The organism is Deltaproteobacteria bacterium, from assembly GCA_016223005.1.
Taxonomy (GTDB): Bacteria; Desulfobacterota; GWC2-55-46; order UBA9637; family GWC2-42-11; genus JACRPW01.
Map to the genome: position 1 here is coordinate 1 of JACRPW010000035.1, position 14,863 is coordinate 14,863.

Genomic DNA, 14,863 nt, shown 5'->3' on the forward strand with positions numbered 1-14,863 from the left:
AGGAAGAGACATTTCAATAGAAATATCTAAATAGAAAATTTAAAATTAAAACGAAATAGTTTTACTTTTTCATTGCTTGTTTAGATATTTCTATTTAGTTTTTCCCTTCATGCTTCGTGGTTTAAACATTTTCGGAGCAAAAATAGGGGAAGTGTCCTTGTGTTTTCTCTGTATTTTCTTATAACTGTTTTTTCACGGTCTCGGCGCTATTGTCGCGAGAAAGACAAGCCTTGTTTTAGCAATATATCCGTGTGGTTCGCCGGGTTCCCAGATGATGACAGAACCTGGTCCTGCCTCAACCTCCTCTTTGTCAGAAAGGAATTTACCTGTGCCTTCAAGCACTGTCATAATAACCCTTGAGGATGAGCAGCACTTTTGCACACCCTGTCCGGGTTCAGAGCAGAACATGGCGAATCTTGCCTGTTCAGAATCAAATATTAAGAATGAGTTCTTTGAATCCTTTTTAAATTCTATGAGACCTTTTGTGTCTATTTTTTCCATTCAATCCCCTCCTGAAAATAAAATAATTTCTAGCATTCAGGGCATTTTTTGGATATGATAAAAATCATGTTTGATGTCAAATCCTTTGGTTATTATTAAAACAAATGACATGGGGTTTTAGATGGATATAAAAATTACAAAAAATATGAAGACCAACGAGGCAGTTGAAAAATATCCTGCCGTGAAAGAGGTCTTTATAAAATATTTTGGCAAGGGCTGTTTTGACTGTCCTGCCTTTGGCTCAGAGGATATAGCATTTGCCTGCACAATGCACGGAACAGATGTGGAGCAGTTTGTAAAGGAATGTATAGAGGCTGTGGGAAAGACACAAAAAGGTATATAGTTGTTAGGTCTTCTTTTCTTGACATATGCCTGTATTTGTCGTTATACTCATCCGTAAACGGAGACTTTTATGACCTTTACAGTAACTCTTACCGAGATTTCAATATTTCTGATAGCAATATCTGTATTTATCTTTGTCCTTTATCTTATACCTGCTGTCATACAGTTAAAGGAGACATTAAGGGCAGTGCAGAAACTGTCTGAAAAATATGAGGATATGACAGCAAATGTAAAGTCTATAACTGACAAGGTAAGTGAAAATATGGATACTGTTAGTGAGGTTGTAAAGAATTTTAAGGATGTCGGACTCAAGGTAACAGGGCTGGCTGATGTTGTGTTTAATAAAGTTAAGACCCCTATTTTGACAATAATAGGGCTTTTAACCGGTATAGGTTTTGGTATCAAACATTTCAGAAAAGGAGGTGAAGAAGATGTCTGATAGAGGTGGTTCTACGATGATTGAGGTAACACTGGCATTTTTACTGGGAGGGGTAGTCGGGGCAGGTATTGCCCTTCTTTATGCGCCTGCTGCAGGAGAAGAAACAAGGCAGAAACTAAAGGAAACAACAGACAGGTTGAGGGGACAGATTAGGGATAAAACCGAAGGTATGGGTGGATATGTGGAAGAGGGTGTCCAGAAGGTAAAAGAATTTATTGATGAGAAAAAGGCTGATATAACTGCGGCATATGAGTCGGGTAAAGAAGCATACAGGCGGGAAAAGGCTAAATTATAGTTTGACATTTATTTTTTTATTATGATAGATATTAATGCTAAAATTTTTGCCATATATCCATGGCAAATGTACACAGTAGTTTTAAGGAGGAATGAACATGCCACAAAATGGAGGCTGTCCTGACTGCTATGCAGTGATAAAGACAGGCGGTAAACAGTACAGAGTTTCAAAGGGTGATGTAGTTAAGGTAGAGAAGATATGTGGTAACCCTGGAGACCCTATAGAACTGAGCGATGTGCTGATGGTAGGGTCTAGTGATGGTGTGAAAGTTGGCAGCCCTGTTCTTGAAAATGCAAAGGTTATAGCAGAGGTTGTGGGCAGCGGCAAAGCTAAAAAGGTTATAGCCTTTAAGAAAAAACTGAGAAAGGGTTTTCGGAAGAAAATCGGACACAGGCAGGAGTTTACGAGTATAAAGATAAAGGAAATAAGGGCATAGGAGGTAAGAAATGGCTCATAAGAAGGCAGGTGGAAGTTCAAGAAACGGAAGGGACAGCAATGGTCAAAGAAGGGGGGTAAAGGTATTCTCAGGGCAGGTTGTCTCTGCCGGCAGTATCCTTGTCCGTCAGGTCGGCACAAAGATACATCCGGGAGATAATGTTGGGCTTGGTAAGGACTATACCCTTTTTTTTTTTTTTTTTTTTATTGTGAAATATGAGGCGAGGGGCAGAGATAAGAGACAGGTCAGCGTATATCAGCAATAATATCAATTTAAAATCTTTTCTGGATTTAAATAGGGGTCAAAGATTATTGACCCCTATTTTTTTATGCGGTCTTTATGAAACACTCATGCCAACAATTTGGCACAAAGGATAATGAAAGTCTTATCATAGTTATAGCGGCTGTCTACCCTGCCTGCAAACCCGTTGCCTCTAAAAGCCCCCCACCCAGACGGTTTGCCAACAGGGTAGGCAGCCGCTTGTGAGGATTTTTAGATGAAATCTCCAAATTTTATAGATGAGGCTTTGATATATGTGAAGGCTGGCAATGGCGGAAGGGGCTGTGTCAGTTTCAGGAGGGAGAAGTATGTTCCAAAGGGCGGTCCTGACGGCGGAGACGGCGGAGATGGCGGCGATGTTATAATAATTGGTGATAAGAGACTCTCAAGTCTTCTGGATTTTAAATATAAGAAAAACTATATTGCAGAAAGGGGGCAGCACGGCAAAGGGAGCAACTGGCACGGCAGAAACGGAAAGTCTATAACAATCCATGTCCCTGTAGGAACTGTAATAAAGGATGCAGAGAGCGGCGAGATTATAGAAGACATTATATCCGATGGACAGAAGCTCTTGATTTCAAAAAGTGGGAGGGGCGGAAAGGGGAATGCCCATTTTGTTTCATCAACCTTTCAAACACCGAGATTTGCCCAGCCGGGTGAAGAAGGGGAAGAAAAAAATCTTAAACTTGAACTGAAACTCTTGGCAGATGTCGGCATCATAGGCTTTCCGAATGCAGGCAAATCAACTTTAATATCCCGCATATCAAAGGCAAAGCCGAAGATTGCAGATTATCCTTTTACAACCATAAGACCATATCTCGGCGTTGTCCATGTCGGCGACTATGCAAACTTTGTTGTAGCAGACATCCCCGGTCTTATTGAAGGGGCACATGAAGGGAAGGGGCTTGGAATCAGATTTTTAAAACATGTGGAAAGGACAAGCATCTTCATACATCTTATAGACATATCGCCGTTTTCAAACCGTGAGCCCGAAAAAGACTTTGAGGTTATAAATAAAGAACTTGCTGCATTCAACCCTGCCTTGAAAAATAAAAAACAAATCATAGCGCTCAATAAAATTGACATCCCTGATGCAAGGGAAAGACTGCCAAATCTCTTGAAATTTTTTGAGTCCAAAGGTATAAAGACATTTGCCGTATCTGCCGCTACCGGAGAAGGTCTTGATGAACTCATAAGATATGCGGCTCAAGAGGTAATGAAGGGAAAAACAGGACAAACTGATTTATGAACTATAATCTTGCTCATGTTTCCGGTTACAGCCGTTGGTTTAGATTTGATGAGACATTAGATTTGTTTTCAAAGATTTCTATGGAACCTGCGGAAAGGCTTATCCTTTCATCAGACGGCTCTCTTACAAGGCTTCTTGAATCACTTTATTTTTTCCCAGTTGAGGTAGAGGTCAAAAACCACAGGATAGAACCTATAGAAAATGTTATTGCTGAATACTTGAATGTGAGCCCGAAGCAGGATGCCATAACAAGGGATATATGGCTTAAGAAGGATGGAAAGAGGCTTGTCTATGCCCATTCAGTATTTCTGAGCGCCGGGCAGTCAAAAGATTTTCTGGATAAACTTATAAAGGGTGCTGAACCTCTCGGGCGTCTCCTGCGAAGTTATAACCTGCTTACCCTCAGGGACAACTGGGAAATCGGTGTAATTCAGTGCCGGGAAATAGCAGATGACCTCGGGGTCCCCTCCGATACTCATATGTGGGCGAGACGATACAGACTTCTGGCAAATCCTGTCAGTGGAAATGGAATCACAGCAGCAATAATGGAGGTCTTCTCGCCTGATGTGGTCAGGGTGAGGCTGGATGATAATAAATAATAAGGCGACAGCAATATTTGACCTGATAAGGCTTAAAAAGCAGTATGGCACTTTGCTTCTCCTTGCACCAACACTGTGGTCGCTTTTTCTTGCAAGCAGCGGCATGCCGCCTTTAAAACTCCTTATAATATTTATCACAGGCACATTCCTTATGAGGAGTGCAGGGTGTGTGATAAATGATATTGCAGACAGGGATTTTGACAGGCATGTGGAAAGGACAAGGGATCGTCCTTTAGCATCAGGCAGGCTGACAGTCCGAGAGGCATTGTTTGTATTTTGCGCCTTGATAGCCCTTTCGTTTGTTTTGGCGCTGTTTCTAAATCCCTTAACCATAATCCTTTCTCTTGTTGCGCTATTTCTTGCCTCTCTTTATCCGTTTGTAAAAAGGGTAAGTTATCTGCCGCAGGTGTTTCTCGGCATGGCATTCGGCTGGGGTTCTGTAATGGCATGGTCAGCGGTCAGAAATGAGATTGGCATTCCTGCAATACTCATCTTTATTGCCAATACCTTTTGGTCAACAGCATATGACACTATATATGCGCTTATGGATAAAGAAGATGATTTAAAAATCGGCGTAAAATCTACGGCAATACTTTTTGGGACACATATTTATACGGTCTTATATTTACTCTTCGCAATGGCAATCATCACCCTCGCAGCAGCCGGCTGGATTGCAAAAATGGGGACTGTATATTTTGCAATCCTTTTTGCAGCAGGCTTTATCTTTGAATATATGGTATATATACTGAGAAAATCTCCAACAAGAGAAACAGCCTTTAGAATCTTTATAGCCAATGCGGGGATAGGATTGTTGATACTAGCGGGCATTGCTGTAGATTATATCTTATAAAAAATGCTGAATTCATACCTCAAAAAACTGTTTGAAGTTGATAGCAGAGGCGATGCGCGTGAGGAAAGTTATTACTCCTGCCTTGAGGAACTTCTAAAAAATTATGCTGACTCATGCGATAGAACTGGCAAAGAGAACTCGCTTTTTAAAGGATGAGGTAACTTTGCAGGAGTTGGAAGAAGAAGAAAAAGGGGGGAAAGGGAACATCATAAACAATAACCAGTATTTTGAGGGCATTGCGCCAGAGGTCTGGGAATACCGGATTGGCGGCTATCAGGTTCTGGATAAATGGCTCAAGGATAGAAAGGATAGAGAGTTGTCTCTTGATGATATAAAGCATTATTGCAGGATTATTACTGCGCTGCAAAAAACTATTGAAACCCAGAAGGCGATAGATGATAGTTATTCAAAGACAGAGGAAAAGATATGACCCTGATGCGCGAAAAAACCATGAGATTGGACGACGGACAGATTGAAGTTGTTGACGATATGGTGGCGGAGATATTGAAAAAAAAGACCCCGGCGCAGCGGCTTAAACTTGCTTTTGACACATGGCATTCGGCAAGGCTCCTCCTTTTTTATCATATTAAGTTTTTACATGCAGATTGGGATGAAAATATGATAAGGAAAGAGGTAGCAAGGAGACTTTCTCATGGAGCAGTATGAACTGCTTATACAACTGGTTCGTTGTTTAGAATCTCTCGGAATCCGCTATATTGTAACAGGTTCAATGGCATCAATGGCATACGGTGAACCGCGGCTGACAAATGATATTGATGTGGTGGCCGATATTAAAGCGAAACATATCAAGGGGCTTAAAAATTGTTTTCCGGAAAATGAGTTCTATTTGAGCGAGGAAGCGGCAACCGAGGCAATTCGCCGGCAACATCAATTCAATATCATTCATCCGGCTTCCGGACTCAAGATAGATGTGATTATCCGCAAACGAAATGCTTTTGACGATAGTCGTTTTAACAGATTAAAAAGAATTCCGACAGCGGAGAATACAGAAGCCGATTTTGCTTCTCCGGAAGATGTCATCATCAAAAAAATGGAATTTTATAAAGAGGGTGAATCGGAAAAACATTTGAGGGATATTACAGGAATTCTTAAAGTATCCGGCGATACCCTTGATTATGACTACATCAATAAATGGGCAAACGATCTGGGACTTAAAGAGATATGGGATGCTGTCTTAAAACGGGTAAAAAAGTGAGGCATTATGATATTCCATGACTTAAGGGAATTTTTAAATCTCCTTGAATCAAAAAACCTTTTAAAGAGGGTTAAGGCAGAGGTCTCTGCAAATCTGGAAATTGCCGAAGTCATGGACAGGCTTGTTAAGAAAAACGGGCATGCTGTTATATTTGAAAATGTCCAAGGCTATGACATCCCTGTTGTTGCAAACCTCTTTGGCACTGTTGAGAGGGTTGCAATGGGGCTTGGCATTTCAGAGGATGAACTTGCGGACATTGGGAAATTTCTTGTTCACCTTCAAAGACCTGAACCGCCGGAAGGAATATGGGAGGCAATAAAATCAATCCCATTCTTTGCAAAGATGCTTACACTGGGTCCGAAAACAGTTAAAAATGCGCCATGTCAGGATGTGGTATTGGAAGGGGACAAGGTTGATTTGTCAAACTCTCATAACATGGCCGCTGGTAATAACGCAGACGCCCGATGCAAGCCAGACAAATGTCGGCGTTTACAGGATGCAGTATATTGATAAGAACCGCGCAATAATGAGATGGCTAAAACACAGGGGCGGAGCACATCATCAGATGTTGTGGAAGGAAAAGGCGCAGCCAATGCCTGTTGCAGTCGCAATAGGCTGTGAGCCTGCAACAATAATAGCAGGGGTAACGCCTGTGCCGGAAAACATAAGCGAGTTTCATTTTGCAGGGATACTTCGAAAAAAAGCGATTGAACTTGTTGACTGCAAGACCATACCTTTAAAAGTCCCTGCAACAGCGGAGATTATTTTAGAAGGCATGATTTATCATGATGATTTGGCAGATGAGGGGCCATTTGGCGACCATACAGGCTATTACAATGCAAAGGAAAAATTCCCTGTGTTTCATATAAAATGCATAACGCACAGAAAAGACCCGCTCTATCTTACAACCATAACAGGAAGACCTCCAAAAGAGGATGCAGTTATCGGCATTGCATTGAACAAGATGTTTCTGCCGAGTCTGCAAATGCAATTCCCTGAGATTAAAGACTTCAGCCTTCCGATGGAGGCAGTCTCATACAGGATTGCTGTTGTATCTATAAAAAAGGAATATCCCGGTCATGCAAAGAGGATTATGCTCGGTATCTGGGGCATGTTAAAGCAGTTCATGTATGTAAAATATATAATTGTTGTTGATGATGATATTGATGTTCACAACTGGAGTGATGTCCTATGGGCTGTGTCAACAAGGGTTGATCCTGAAAGGGATACATGGACTCTCAAAGACACGCCGATTGATTACCTTGATTTTTCATCGCCTGTCGCAGAACTCGGCTCAAAGATGGGCATAGACGCAACAATGAAAAAACCTCCAGAGGTTACAAGGGAGTGGGGCAGTGTGGTAAAGATGGATGATGAAATTGTAAAATTGGTTGATAAGAAGTGGAAGGAGTATGGGGTAGAGTAAATCAAAGATTAAAAATAAAAAATTAAAAATACATATCAAAAATCAAAAATTTTTACATTTTGATTTGTCATTTTGATTTTTAATCTTTAAATTTTTATTTTGGAGTAAAAACAATGCCGATGACAATAACAGAAAAAATTTTAGCAGAGCATGCAGGGTTAAAAGAGGTATGCCCCGGGCAGATTATAAACGCAAAGGTTGACATTGCGCTGGGGAACGACATAACTGCGCCAATTGCTATAAAGGAGTTCAGACAAAGTGGTGCAAAGGGTGTATATAATAAGGACAAGGTTGTTCTTGTCCCTGACCACTTTACTCCTAACAAGGACATAAAATCAGCAGAGCAGTGCAAGATTTTAAGGGACTTTGCAAAAGAGCAGGAACTTACAAATTATTTTGAAGGCGGCGATGTCGGTGTTGAACATGCGTTACTCCCTGAAAAGGGAATTGTCCTGCCCGGTGATTTGGTTATCGGCGCTGACAGCCACACATGCACATACGGCGCATTAGGCGCATTTGCAACAGGCGTTGGCTCGACTGACTTGGCAGCGGCTATGGTTACAGGCGAGGCATGGTTTAAGGTGCCTGAATCAATAAAGTTTAACGCAATCGGCAAAATCGGTGTTGACGGCGCGCTTTACAAGGCAATGGAATTTTGCGGAGATACAATAGAAAATCTTTCAATGGACAGCCGTCTTTCAATGTGCAATATGGCGATTGAGGCAGGCGGCAAGAACGGCATAATAGCGCCTGACAAGATTACTGAGGATTATGTAAAAGAAAGGGCAAAGAGGGAGTATAAATTTTATTCCAGCGACAAGGATGCAAAATATTCGCAAGTCTTTGAATACGATACATCAAAGATAGAGCCGCAGGTTGCATTCCCAAATCTCCCTGAGAATACAAGGAATATAACAGATGTTGGAGATGTTCCAATTGATCAGGTTGTCATCGGCTCATGCACAAACGGCAGGATGGAGGATTTGAGGGTTGCTGCAATGATTTTAAAAGGTAAGAAGGTTGCAAAATATGTAAGACTTATTATTATACCTGCAACGCCTTTAATCTATAAGCAGGCGCTTGATGAAGGGTTTTTTGACATATTCCTTGATGCAGGCGCGATAATAAGCCCTCCGACATGCGGGCCGTGCCTCGGCGGACATATGGGCATACTCGCAGAAGGCGAGAGGGCAATAGCAACAACAAACAGAAACTTTGTTGGAAGGATGGGGCATCCAAAAAGCGAGGTTTATTTATCAAACCCTGCTGTTGCAGCAGCATCTGCGGTCAAGGGCAGGATTGCGCATCCAGATGAGGTGGTTAAAAACAGTGATTAATGAATAGTGAACAGTGAATAGTAAAGAAAAAAAGCCTTCATACTTTCGCCCTGCATTTGACATCCTTGCACCTCTGTATGATTTTGGTGTATGGCTTGTTGGTTTCATTGTTGGCGGTGAGAAGAAGTTTAGAAAACTTGTAATTGATGAACTTGATATTAAGAAAGGGCAACGGGTTTTAGAAATCTGCTGCGGAACAGGGACAACGGCTTTTATGGCAGGCAGGATGGACGCTGAAATATTCGGGCTTGATATTGCAATGGGTATGCTGAAAACTGCCGGCAGAAAGGCTGCAAGAAGAGAGAGCAAGTTTGGACTTGCTCTTGCAAATGCAGAGTCTGTTCCATTCAAAGACAGGTCATTTGACAGGGTAGTTGTTTCAATGGGTCTGCATGAGATGCCTATTTCTGCCATTATAAATACTATTTGCGAGATAAGAAGGGTATTAAAAGGTGGCTCAAAATTTGTTATATTTGACTACCATAAACCGCATGGTCTCGTGAGTTTTCTCCAGAGGCTCTTTTTTGTCTTCACAGAGCATGAGACTGCGAGGGATTTTATAAATTTTGATATTGAAGGGAAATTAAAGGATATTGGTTTTAAAATATTAAAAAGAACCATCCTTGCAAAAGGCGCATTGCAATTGATAACCTGCGAGGCATAAGATATACTATGAAAATTACAAGCGACATGATTGTTGAGGATGTCCTAATAAAATATCCGGAAACTTTGAATGTGTTTGTAAAACAAGGGCATTGCTTTAAACTTCTTGCAAACCCTGTTGCAAGAAAATCCCTTGCAAAACTTGTTACAATAGGAACTGCATGCAAACTCCATTTTATAGATTTGGAAAAACTTTTAAAGGAATTGAACGAGGTAGCGGAGAAGACTTCTCAAACCTAAAGGTTTGAGTTACAGTAACTCAACTTCTCAAACCTAAAGGTTTGAGTTACAGTAACTCAAGGCTTTAGCCTTGAAATTAAGGAGGTTTAACAAGGTGAAGTTCAAAGGCAGGGCATGGAAATTTGGTGCAGATATAGATACCGATGCTATTATACCCGCAAGGTATCTGAATACATCTGACCCGTCGGTGCTTGCAAAACACTGCATGGAGGATGCAGACCCTGAATTTGTGAAAAAGATGAAGGAAGGGGATATTATTGTTGCTGATAAAAATTTTGGCTGCGGCTCGTCAAGGGAGCATGCTCCTATATCAATAAAGGCTGCAGGCATTTCATGCGTAATTGCAAAGAGTTTTGCGAGGATATTTTATAGGAATTCGTTTAATATGGGACTGCCTATACTTGAGTCTGCTGAAGCAGTTGATGCTATAAACGAAGGGGATGAAATAGAGGTTGATATTGATACCGGCAAGATTGTGAATCTAACAAAGAATAAAACTTTTAACAGCCAGCCAATCCCGCAGTTTATGCAGGAACTCATAAACACAGGGGGGTTGATGGAGTGGGTGAAAAAAACAGTGGTTAGGGGTTAGGGGTTAGGGGTTAGTTTCTCTACTAATCCCTAAACCCTAGTCCCTAGTCCCTGTATTCAAAGGGGGAAATATGAAGAGAGAAGGCGGCAGCAGAAGCAGGGTTGTAACAAGCGATAAACTTCAGGTTGAAAATAAGACAATATATGTTGACCTGAAAGAGAATGACGGAGGGAGATTTTTGCAGATTGCAGAACTTTCAAATGACAGGAGAAGCACTGTTGTAATACCATACAGCGGGCTTGACCTCTTCCTTGAGTCTATCCAAAAGATAAAAAACAGCGGGGTTTAGTGAATGAACAAATATAAAATTGCTGTCCTGCCAGGCGATGGTATAGGTCCTGAGATAGTCGGAGAGGCTTTAAAGGTTTTAAGAGCAGTTGGCAAAAAATATAAAATCTGCTTTGAAACCAAAGATGCCATTGTCGGCGGCACATCCATTGATAAATACGGTGTCCCGCTTACAGACGAAACATTGAAACTTGCTAAAGATAGCGATGCAGTTTTGCTGGGCGCTGTAGGGGGTCTAAAGTGGGAAGGGCTTGATTATTCCATAAGACCAGAAAGGGCTTTGCTTGCCTTGAGAAAAGAACTAGGACTCTTTGCAAATTTAAGACCTGCCAAAATCTATCCTGTTCTGGCAGACGCATCAACACTCAAAAAAGAGATTATTGAAGGCGTTGACATTATGGTTATAAGGGAACTTACAGGCGGACTCTATTTTGGAACTCCGAAAGGCGTTGAGAAACTTCCTGATGGCACAGAGCGCGGCATCAATACAATGGTCTATACAACTCCTGAAATTGAGCGTATCGCAAGGGTTGCGTTTGATGTTGCAAGAAAGAGGAGAAAAAAGGTTACTTCTGTTGACAAGGCGAATGTGCTTGAGACAACGGAATTATGGAGAAAGGTCGTTATAAATGTGCATAAGGAATATCAGGATGTGGAATTAAATCACATGTATATTGACAACTGTTCAATGCAGTTAATAAGAAATCCAAAGCAGTTTGATGTAATAGTTACTGAAAATATGTTTGGAGATATTTTGTCTGACGAGGCAGCAATGCTTACAGGTTCAATTGGGATGCTTCCTTCCGCAAGCCTCGGCCAAAGGGTTAATAAAGTTGGTCTGCCGATTGGCATGTATGAGCCAATCCACGGAAGCGCCCCTGATATTGCAGGAAAAGACATTGCAAATCCCATTGCAACGATATTATCTGTTGCAATGATGTTGCGGTTCTCGTTTAATCTTGGAAAAGAGGCAGATGCAATTGAGAGGGCAGTTGAAAATGTTTTAAATAAGGGCTTTCGCACACAAGATATAAGGCAGGAAGGTTCTAAAATTGTTGGATGTAAAGAGATGGGGGATAGAATAGTTGAAGATGTGGAACTGTAAGATATGAAGTCTCTTTTTTATTCAGGTGATGGCTAAAATTTGAATCTCTAAACATTTTTTCAAATAAGGAGATTCTTTTATTTGCAGCACATGGTATCAAAAGAAAGACTTGAATCCCCTGTGTCAAAATCTTTTCTGCGCCTTGCCTGCAGGGCTTCTTCTGCGTCTCATGACGATTTCAACTGCATTATTTGGGTTAACAGACATCTTTTTTGGCAAAATTTTTGATGTATACTTAATAAGGAGGATTACAAAATGGATTATATGTTAGTGTTAGTCACTGCTGGTTCAGAACAAGAAGGTGAAAGGATTGGCACTAGCCTTGTGAAAGAAGGGCTTGCTGCGTGCTGTAACATCATCCACAATATAAAATCAATATTCTGTTGGAAAGGCGAGGTTTGCACTGAAAAAGAGGTGATACTCTTTATAAAGAGCAAGACATTGCTGTTTAATAGATTAAAGGATAGGATAAAAGAACTCCATAGTTATGAGGTGCCAGAGATTATTGCACTGCCTATCTCACAGGGACTGCCTGATTATTTCAAGTGGATGGATGAGGTAATAAAGGCATAGAGTCGCAAAAATAAAGTTGCTGCTATCCTGACTGCTTAATATCTCGTGCCGCCAGCCATTGCCTCCAGCCTCCTTATCCTTTCTTCTATAGGCGGGTGGGTGCTGAAGAGTTTTAATATACCTCCACCACTTAATGGGTTTACAATGAACATATGTGCTGTTGCCTCATTGGCATTCAACATAGGAACCCTTTTGTTTGCCATCTCAAGTTTTCTAAGTGCATTTGCCAGATACAGAGGATGACCGGCGATTTCTGCGCCACCCTCATCAGCGACATATTCCCTTGAACGGGATATCGCCATCTGTATAAGCATTGCGGCAAGGGGTGCTATTATCATCATGACAATAAGTCCAAGAGGATTGCCGCCTCTTTCATCATTACCTCTACCGCCAAACATTGCTGCCCACTGTGCCATGTGGGCAAGATAACTTATGGCACCGGCAATAGTTGCTGCTATTGTTGAAATCAATATGTCCCTGTGTCTTATATGGGCAAGTTCGTGGCCTATGACCCCTGCCAGTTCATCCCTTGTAAGCATCCTCATAATGCCTGTAGTAACAGCAACTGCTGCATGATTTGGATTTCTGCCAGTGGCAAAGGCATTAGGGGTATCATTCTCCATTATATACACCTTTGGCATAGGCATATTTGCCTGCATTGTAAGACTTCTTACTGTTAAATAAAGTTCTGGTGCATCATCTTCTGCCACCTTCTTTGCTCCATACATCATTAAAACTATCTTATCACTCCACCAGTATGTGGCAAAGTTCATAACACCTGCAAATATAAGGGCAGTTATTGCGCCATTTCTCCCACCCATAGCATCCCCTGCAAAAACAAGTATTGCAGTAAGGACTGCAAGCAATATAGTTGTCTTTAAAAAATTCATATTACTTCCTCCATTTTGACTTTTGACTTTTTTATCATATCCCTGCCTTTGCTGCCTGACCCACCTGATTATCGTATGTCTCACCTGTAAAATCTATTTTCCATGTACTTGTTGTCTTGTCTAAATTCAGATGGAGTTCACTCCTTGATACAAAATCGCCTCCAAAGGCAGATGGAATGGTGTATTCTATTGTAACAACAGCCATATCTTTTTTAATGTTGCTGTTCAATATATTCACCTGCATATCCTTTGAATAATTGGCAACAATACCCTTGAACTGTTCCTCATTCAATTTATAATGTTTTGTACTGACAAGTTTATATGCTTCATGCAGTGTGGTTGGTCCACCCTCTGCAATATACGAATAGAACTTTTTAACAACCTCTTCGGGTTTTTCCTTGCTTTTTACAGCACTGTTTCCATTTGCAGAACAACCCGTAAAAATAAATACAGCAATTATTATCAGAACAGATATTTTCCTCATAAGAACACCACCTACCTTTACATTTTCTATCAAAACAAAAATATTATAAACAACCCCCCTGTATTTAGCAAATAAAAAATTATCCTATACCGTATTATCCTATTATGGACATAAATTAAAATTTTTGCTAGTATAAAATCACTGCTTCTCTGGTGTGTAATAAAAAACCAAATGAACATACCCTCTAAATTTTATGGAGGTGGCAGATGGGGACAATAAGAAAGCCTGCAGTTGCCTATCAGTTTTATCCCGGGGAACCTGACCAGATCAAGAAGATGATTAGGGAGATGGTGGATGAAAAGGTAAAAAAAGAGGATGCTATTGCCATTATTGCACCTCATGCAGGGTATGTCTATTCAGGCAGGGTTGCCGGTTCTGTATATTCGCATGTGAGGATCCCTGACAATATTATCCTTCTGGGACCTAATCACACAGGGCTTGGTGATACTGTATCTGTCTTTGCAGGCGGTGAGTGGGAGATGCCATTTGGAGGGATGACTGTAAATAGTGAACTTGCCCATTTACTTATAGAAAAATCCCATCATTTTATAGATGACTCTCTGGCTCACATGAGAGAACATTCCCTTGAGGTTCAACTCCCGTTTATTCACCATTTTAACCCGAAGGCATCTATTGTCCCTGTAACAATAATGCATCTGGGTCTGAATGATTGTATAGAGATAGGGAAGGCAATTGCAGGGGTTATAAGAGAGTATGAAGGGGATACACTCGTTGTTGTCAGTTCTGATATGAATCACTATGAATCCCATGAAATAACAAAGAAAAAGGATAAAAAGGCGATAGACAGGATTTTAGCCCTTGATTATGAAGGGCTTTTAAAGACTGTTTCAAGAGATGATATTAGCATGTGCGGTGCTATACCTGCTGCAATTGCAATAATTACTGCAAAGGAACTTGGTGCTGCAGGTGCCAGACTAATTGATTACGCCACATCAGGACAGACCAGTGGTGATTACAACCATGTGGTAGGGTATGCTGGGATAGTGATACAGTAGTTTTTATGACTGAAGAGAAAAGGATTGCAAAGGCAGCAGGTAT

Annotated in this window: 22 protein-coding genes and 1 pseudogene; 20 read left to right on the forward strand and 3 right to left on the reverse strand. The window is 41.0% G+C overall.

Features of this window, described 5'->3' with window-relative positions; all coding sequences use genetic code 11:
- Positions 1-192: 192 nt before the first annotated feature.
- The gene (locus tag HZC45_03770; GenBank protein MBI5682276.1) at positions 193-501 is read right to left on the reverse strand and encodes a cupin domain-containing protein; all 309 of its coding nucleotides are present in this window, start codon (positions 499-501) and stop codon (positions 193-195) included.
- Between the two features lie 121 nt (positions 502-622).
- Here HZC45_03770 and HZC45_03775 point away from each other — a divergent pair, with 121 nt between their 5' ends.
- The 19 genes and pseudogenes from HZC45_03775 to HZC45_03865 all read left to right on the forward strand — a co-directional run bounded on the left by HZC45_03775 (position 623) and on the right by HZC45_03865 (position 12,430).
- On the forward strand, positions 623-844 hold the full coding sequence (locus HZC45_03775; protein MBI5682277.1) for a DUF1858 domain-containing protein: 222 nt from the start codon (positions 623-625) through the stop codon (positions 842-844).
- Between the two features lie 69 nt (positions 845-913).
- A complete protein-coding gene (locus HZC45_03780; GenBank protein ID MBI5682278.1) occupies positions 914-1,282 on the forward strand; it encodes a DUF948 domain-containing protein in 369 nt (122 codons plus the stop codon).
- The gene (locus tag HZC45_03785) at positions 1,275-1,577 is read left to right on the forward strand and encodes a YtxH domain-containing protein (protein ID MBI5682279.1); all 303 of its coding nucleotides are present in this window, start codon (positions 1,275-1,277) and stop codon (positions 1,575-1,577) included. The genes HZC45_03780 and HZC45_03785 overlap by 8 nt, the downstream gene beginning before the upstream one ends.
- Positions 1,578-1,674: 97 nt before the next feature.
- On the forward strand, positions 1,675-2,013 hold the full coding sequence (gene rplU / locus HZC45_03790) for a 50S ribosomal protein L21 (GenBank protein ID MBI5682280.1): 339 nt from the start codon (positions 1,675-1,677) through the stop codon (positions 2,011-2,013).
- A 10-nt stretch (positions 2,014-2,023) separates the two neighbouring features.
- Positions 2,024-2,278: a 50S ribosomal protein L27 gene (gene rpmA / locus HZC45_03795; protein MBI5682281.1), complete on the forward strand. Its 255-nt coding sequence runs from the start codon at positions 2,024-2,026 to the stop codon at positions 2,276-2,278.
- Between the two features lie 231 nt (positions 2,279-2,509).
- Positions 2,510-3,541, forward strand: coding sequence for a GTPase ObgE (gene obgE / locus HZC45_03800; protein ID MBI5682282.1), 1,032 nt, complete (start codon positions 2,510-2,512; stop codon positions 3,539-3,541).
- Positions 3,538-4,140 carry a chorismate lyase gene (locus HZC45_03805; protein MBI5682283.1) on the forward strand — a complete coding sequence of 201 codons (603 nt, stop codon included), beginning with the start codon at positions 3,538-3,540 and terminating at the stop codon, positions 4,138-4,140. Before obgE ends, HZC45_03805 begins: the two co-directional genes overlap by 4 nt.
- Positions 4,127-4,990: a 4-hydroxybenzoate octaprenyltransferase gene (gene ubiA / locus HZC45_03810; protein ID MBI5682284.1), complete on the forward strand. Its 864-nt coding sequence runs from the start codon at positions 4,127-4,129 to the stop codon at positions 4,988-4,990. Before HZC45_03805 ends, ubiA begins: the two co-directional genes overlap by 14 nt.
- Before the next feature lie 103 nt (positions 4,991-5,093).
- Positions 5,094-5,420 carry a hypothetical protein gene (locus tag HZC45_03815; GenBank protein MBI5682285.1) on the forward strand — a complete coding sequence of 109 codons (327 nt, stop codon included), beginning with the start codon at positions 5,094-5,096 and terminating at the stop codon, positions 5,418-5,420.
- 20 nt (positions 5,421-5,440) lie between these two features.
- Positions 5,441-5,656, forward strand: coding sequence for a hypothetical protein (locus HZC45_03820; GenBank protein MBI5682286.1), 216 nt, complete (start codon positions 5,441-5,443; stop codon positions 5,654-5,656).
- The gene (locus HZC45_03825) at positions 5,643-6,206 is read left to right on the forward strand and encodes a hypothetical protein (protein MBI5682287.1); all 564 of its coding nucleotides are present in this window, start codon (positions 5,643-5,645) and stop codon (positions 6,204-6,206) included. Before HZC45_03820 ends, HZC45_03825 begins: the two co-directional genes overlap by 14 nt.
- 6 nt (positions 6,207-6,212) lie before the next feature.
- Positions 6,213-7,632: pseudogene (locus tag HZC45_03830) on the forward strand (UbiD family decarboxylase).
- A 113-nt stretch (positions 7,633-7,745) separates the two neighbouring features.
- Positions 7,746-8,969: a 3-isopropylmalate dehydratase large subunit gene (gene leuC / locus HZC45_03835; protein ID MBI5682288.1), complete on the forward strand. Its 1,224-nt coding sequence runs from the start codon at positions 7,746-7,748 to the stop codon at positions 8,967-8,969.
- A gap of 13 nt (positions 8,970-8,982) precedes the next feature.
- Positions 8,983-9,633 (forward strand): class I SAM-dependent methyltransferase, encoded by a 651-nt coding sequence (locus tag HZC45_03840; protein ID MBI5682289.1) that lies wholly within the window; start codon positions 8,983-8,985, stop codon positions 9,631-9,633.
- Positions 9,634-9,641: 8 nt separating this feature from the next.
- Positions 9,642-9,872 (forward strand): DUF1858 domain-containing protein, encoded by a 231-nt coding sequence (locus HZC45_03845; GenBank protein ID MBI5682290.1) that lies wholly within the window; start codon positions 9,642-9,644, stop codon positions 9,870-9,872.
- A gap of 94 nt (positions 9,873-9,966) precedes the next feature.
- On the forward strand, positions 9,967-10,464 hold the full coding sequence (gene leuD, locus HZC45_03850; GenBank protein MBI5682291.1) for a 3-isopropylmalate dehydratase small subunit: 498 nt from the start codon (positions 9,967-9,969) through the stop codon (positions 10,462-10,464).
- A gap of 70 nt (positions 10,465-10,534) precedes the next feature.
- On the forward strand, positions 10,535-10,753 hold the full coding sequence (locus tag HZC45_03855) for a DNA-binding protein (GenBank protein ID MBI5682292.1): 219 nt from the start codon (positions 10,535-10,537) through the stop codon (positions 10,751-10,753).
- Positions 10,754-10,756: 3 nt separating this feature from the next.
- On the forward strand, positions 10,757-11,857 hold the full coding sequence (leuB, locus tag HZC45_03860) for a 3-isopropylmalate dehydrogenase (GenBank protein MBI5682293.1): 1,101 nt from the start codon (positions 10,757-10,759) through the stop codon (positions 11,855-11,857).
- A gap of 255 nt (positions 11,858-12,112) precedes the next feature.
- Positions 12,113-12,430, forward strand: coding sequence for a divalent-cation tolerance protein CutA (locus tag HZC45_03865; protein ID MBI5682294.1), 318 nt, complete (start codon positions 12,113-12,115; stop codon positions 12,428-12,430).
- Between the two features lie 35 nt (positions 12,431-12,465).
- Here the strand turns inward: HZC45_03865 and htpX are convergent, their stop codons facing one another.
- Together htpX and HZC45_03875 are read right to left on the reverse strand one after the other, a co-directional pair.
- The gene (htpX, locus tag HZC45_03870) at positions 12,466-13,320 is read right to left on the reverse strand and encodes a zinc metalloprotease HtpX (protein ID MBI5682295.1); all 855 of its coding nucleotides are present in this window, start codon (positions 13,318-13,320) and stop codon (positions 12,466-12,468) included.
- A gap of 34 nt (positions 13,321-13,354) precedes the next feature.
- A complete protein-coding gene (locus tag HZC45_03875) occupies positions 13,355-13,804 on the reverse strand; it encodes a hypothetical protein (GenBank protein MBI5682296.1) in 450 nt (149 codons plus the stop codon).
- A 206-nt stretch (positions 13,805-14,010) separates the two neighbouring features.
- Here HZC45_03875 and amrB point away from each other — a divergent pair, with 206 nt between their 5' ends.
- Entirely contained in the window at positions 14,011-14,820 is an 810-nt protein-coding gene (amrB, locus tag HZC45_03880; protein MBI5682297.1) for an AmmeMemoRadiSam system protein B, read from the forward strand.
- Positions 14,821-14,863 lie beyond the last annotated feature (43 nt).

Bases quoted from the DNA above. Each gene is read 5' to 3' on its own strand.
- HZC45_03785 (MBI5682279.1), top strand. From the start codon at position 1,275: ATGTCTGATAGAGGTGGTTCTACGATGATTGAGGTAACACTGGCATTT.
- rpmA (MBI5682281.1), top strand. From the start codon at position 2,024: ATGGCTCATAAGAAGGCAGGTGGAAGTTCAAGAAACGGAAGGGACAGC.
- HZC45_03780 (MBI5682278.1), top strand. From the start codon at position 914: ATGACCTTTACAGTAACTCTTACCGAGATTTCAATATTTCTGATAGCA.
- HZC45_03875 (MBI5682296.1), bottom strand. From the start codon at position 13,804: ATGAGGAAAATATCTGTTCTGATAATAATTGCTGTATTTATTTTTACG.
- HZC45_03825 (MBI5682287.1), top strand. From the start codon at position 5,643: ATGGAGCAGTATGAACTGCTTATACAACTGGTTCGTTGTTTAGAATCT.
- ubiA (MBI5682284.1), top strand. From the start codon at position 4,127: ATGATAATAAATAATAAGGCGACAGCAATATTTGACCTGATAAGGCTT.
- HZC45_03770 (MBI5682276.1), bottom strand. From the start codon at position 501: ATGGAAAAAATAGACACAAAAGGTCTCATAGAATTTAAAAAGGATTCA.
- HZC45_03805 (MBI5682283.1), top strand. From the start codon at position 3,538: ATGAACTATAATCTTGCTCATGTTTCCGGTTACAGCCGTTGGTTTAGA.
- HZC45_03775 (MBI5682277.1), top strand. From the start codon at position 623: ATGGATATAAAAATTACAAAAAATATGAAGACCAACGAGGCAGTTGAA.
- rplU (MBI5682280.1), top strand. From the start codon at position 1,675: ATGCCACAAAATGGAGGCTGTCCTGACTGCTATGCAGTGATAAAGACA.
- obgE (MBI5682282.1), top strand. From the start codon at position 2,510: ATGAAATCTCCAAATTTTATAGATGAGGCTTTGATATATGTGAAGGCT.
- HZC45_03855 (MBI5682292.1), top strand. From the start codon at position 10,535: ATGAAGAGAGAAGGCGGCAGCAGAAGCAGGGTTGTAACAAGCGATAAA.
- htpX (MBI5682295.1), bottom strand. From the start codon at position 13,320: ATGAATTTTTTAAAGACAACTATATTGCTTGCAGTCCTTACTGCAATA.
- HZC45_03845 (MBI5682290.1), top strand. From the start codon at position 9,642: ATGAAAATTACAAGCGACATGATTGTTGAGGATGTCCTAATAAAATAT.
- amrB (MBI5682297.1), top strand. From the start codon at position 14,011: ATGGGGACAATAAGAAAGCCTGCAGTTGCCTATCAGTTTTATCCCGGG.
- HZC45_03865 (MBI5682294.1), top strand. From the start codon at position 12,113: ATGGATTATATGTTAGTGTTAGTCACTGCTGGTTCAGAACAAGAAGGT.
- HZC45_03815 (MBI5682285.1), top strand. From the start codon at position 5,094: ATGCTGACTCATGCGATAGAACTGGCAAAGAGAACTCGCTTTTTAAAG.
- leuC (MBI5682288.1), top strand. From the start codon at position 7,746: ATGCCGATGACAATAACAGAAAAAATTTTAGCAGAGCATGCAGGGTTA.
- HZC45_03820 (MBI5682286.1), top strand. From the start codon at position 5,441: ATGAGATTGGACGACGGACAGATTGAAGTTGTTGACGATATGGTGGCG.
- leuB (MBI5682293.1), top strand. From the start codon at position 10,757: ATGAACAAATATAAAATTGCTGTCCTGCCAGGCGATGGTATAGGTCCT.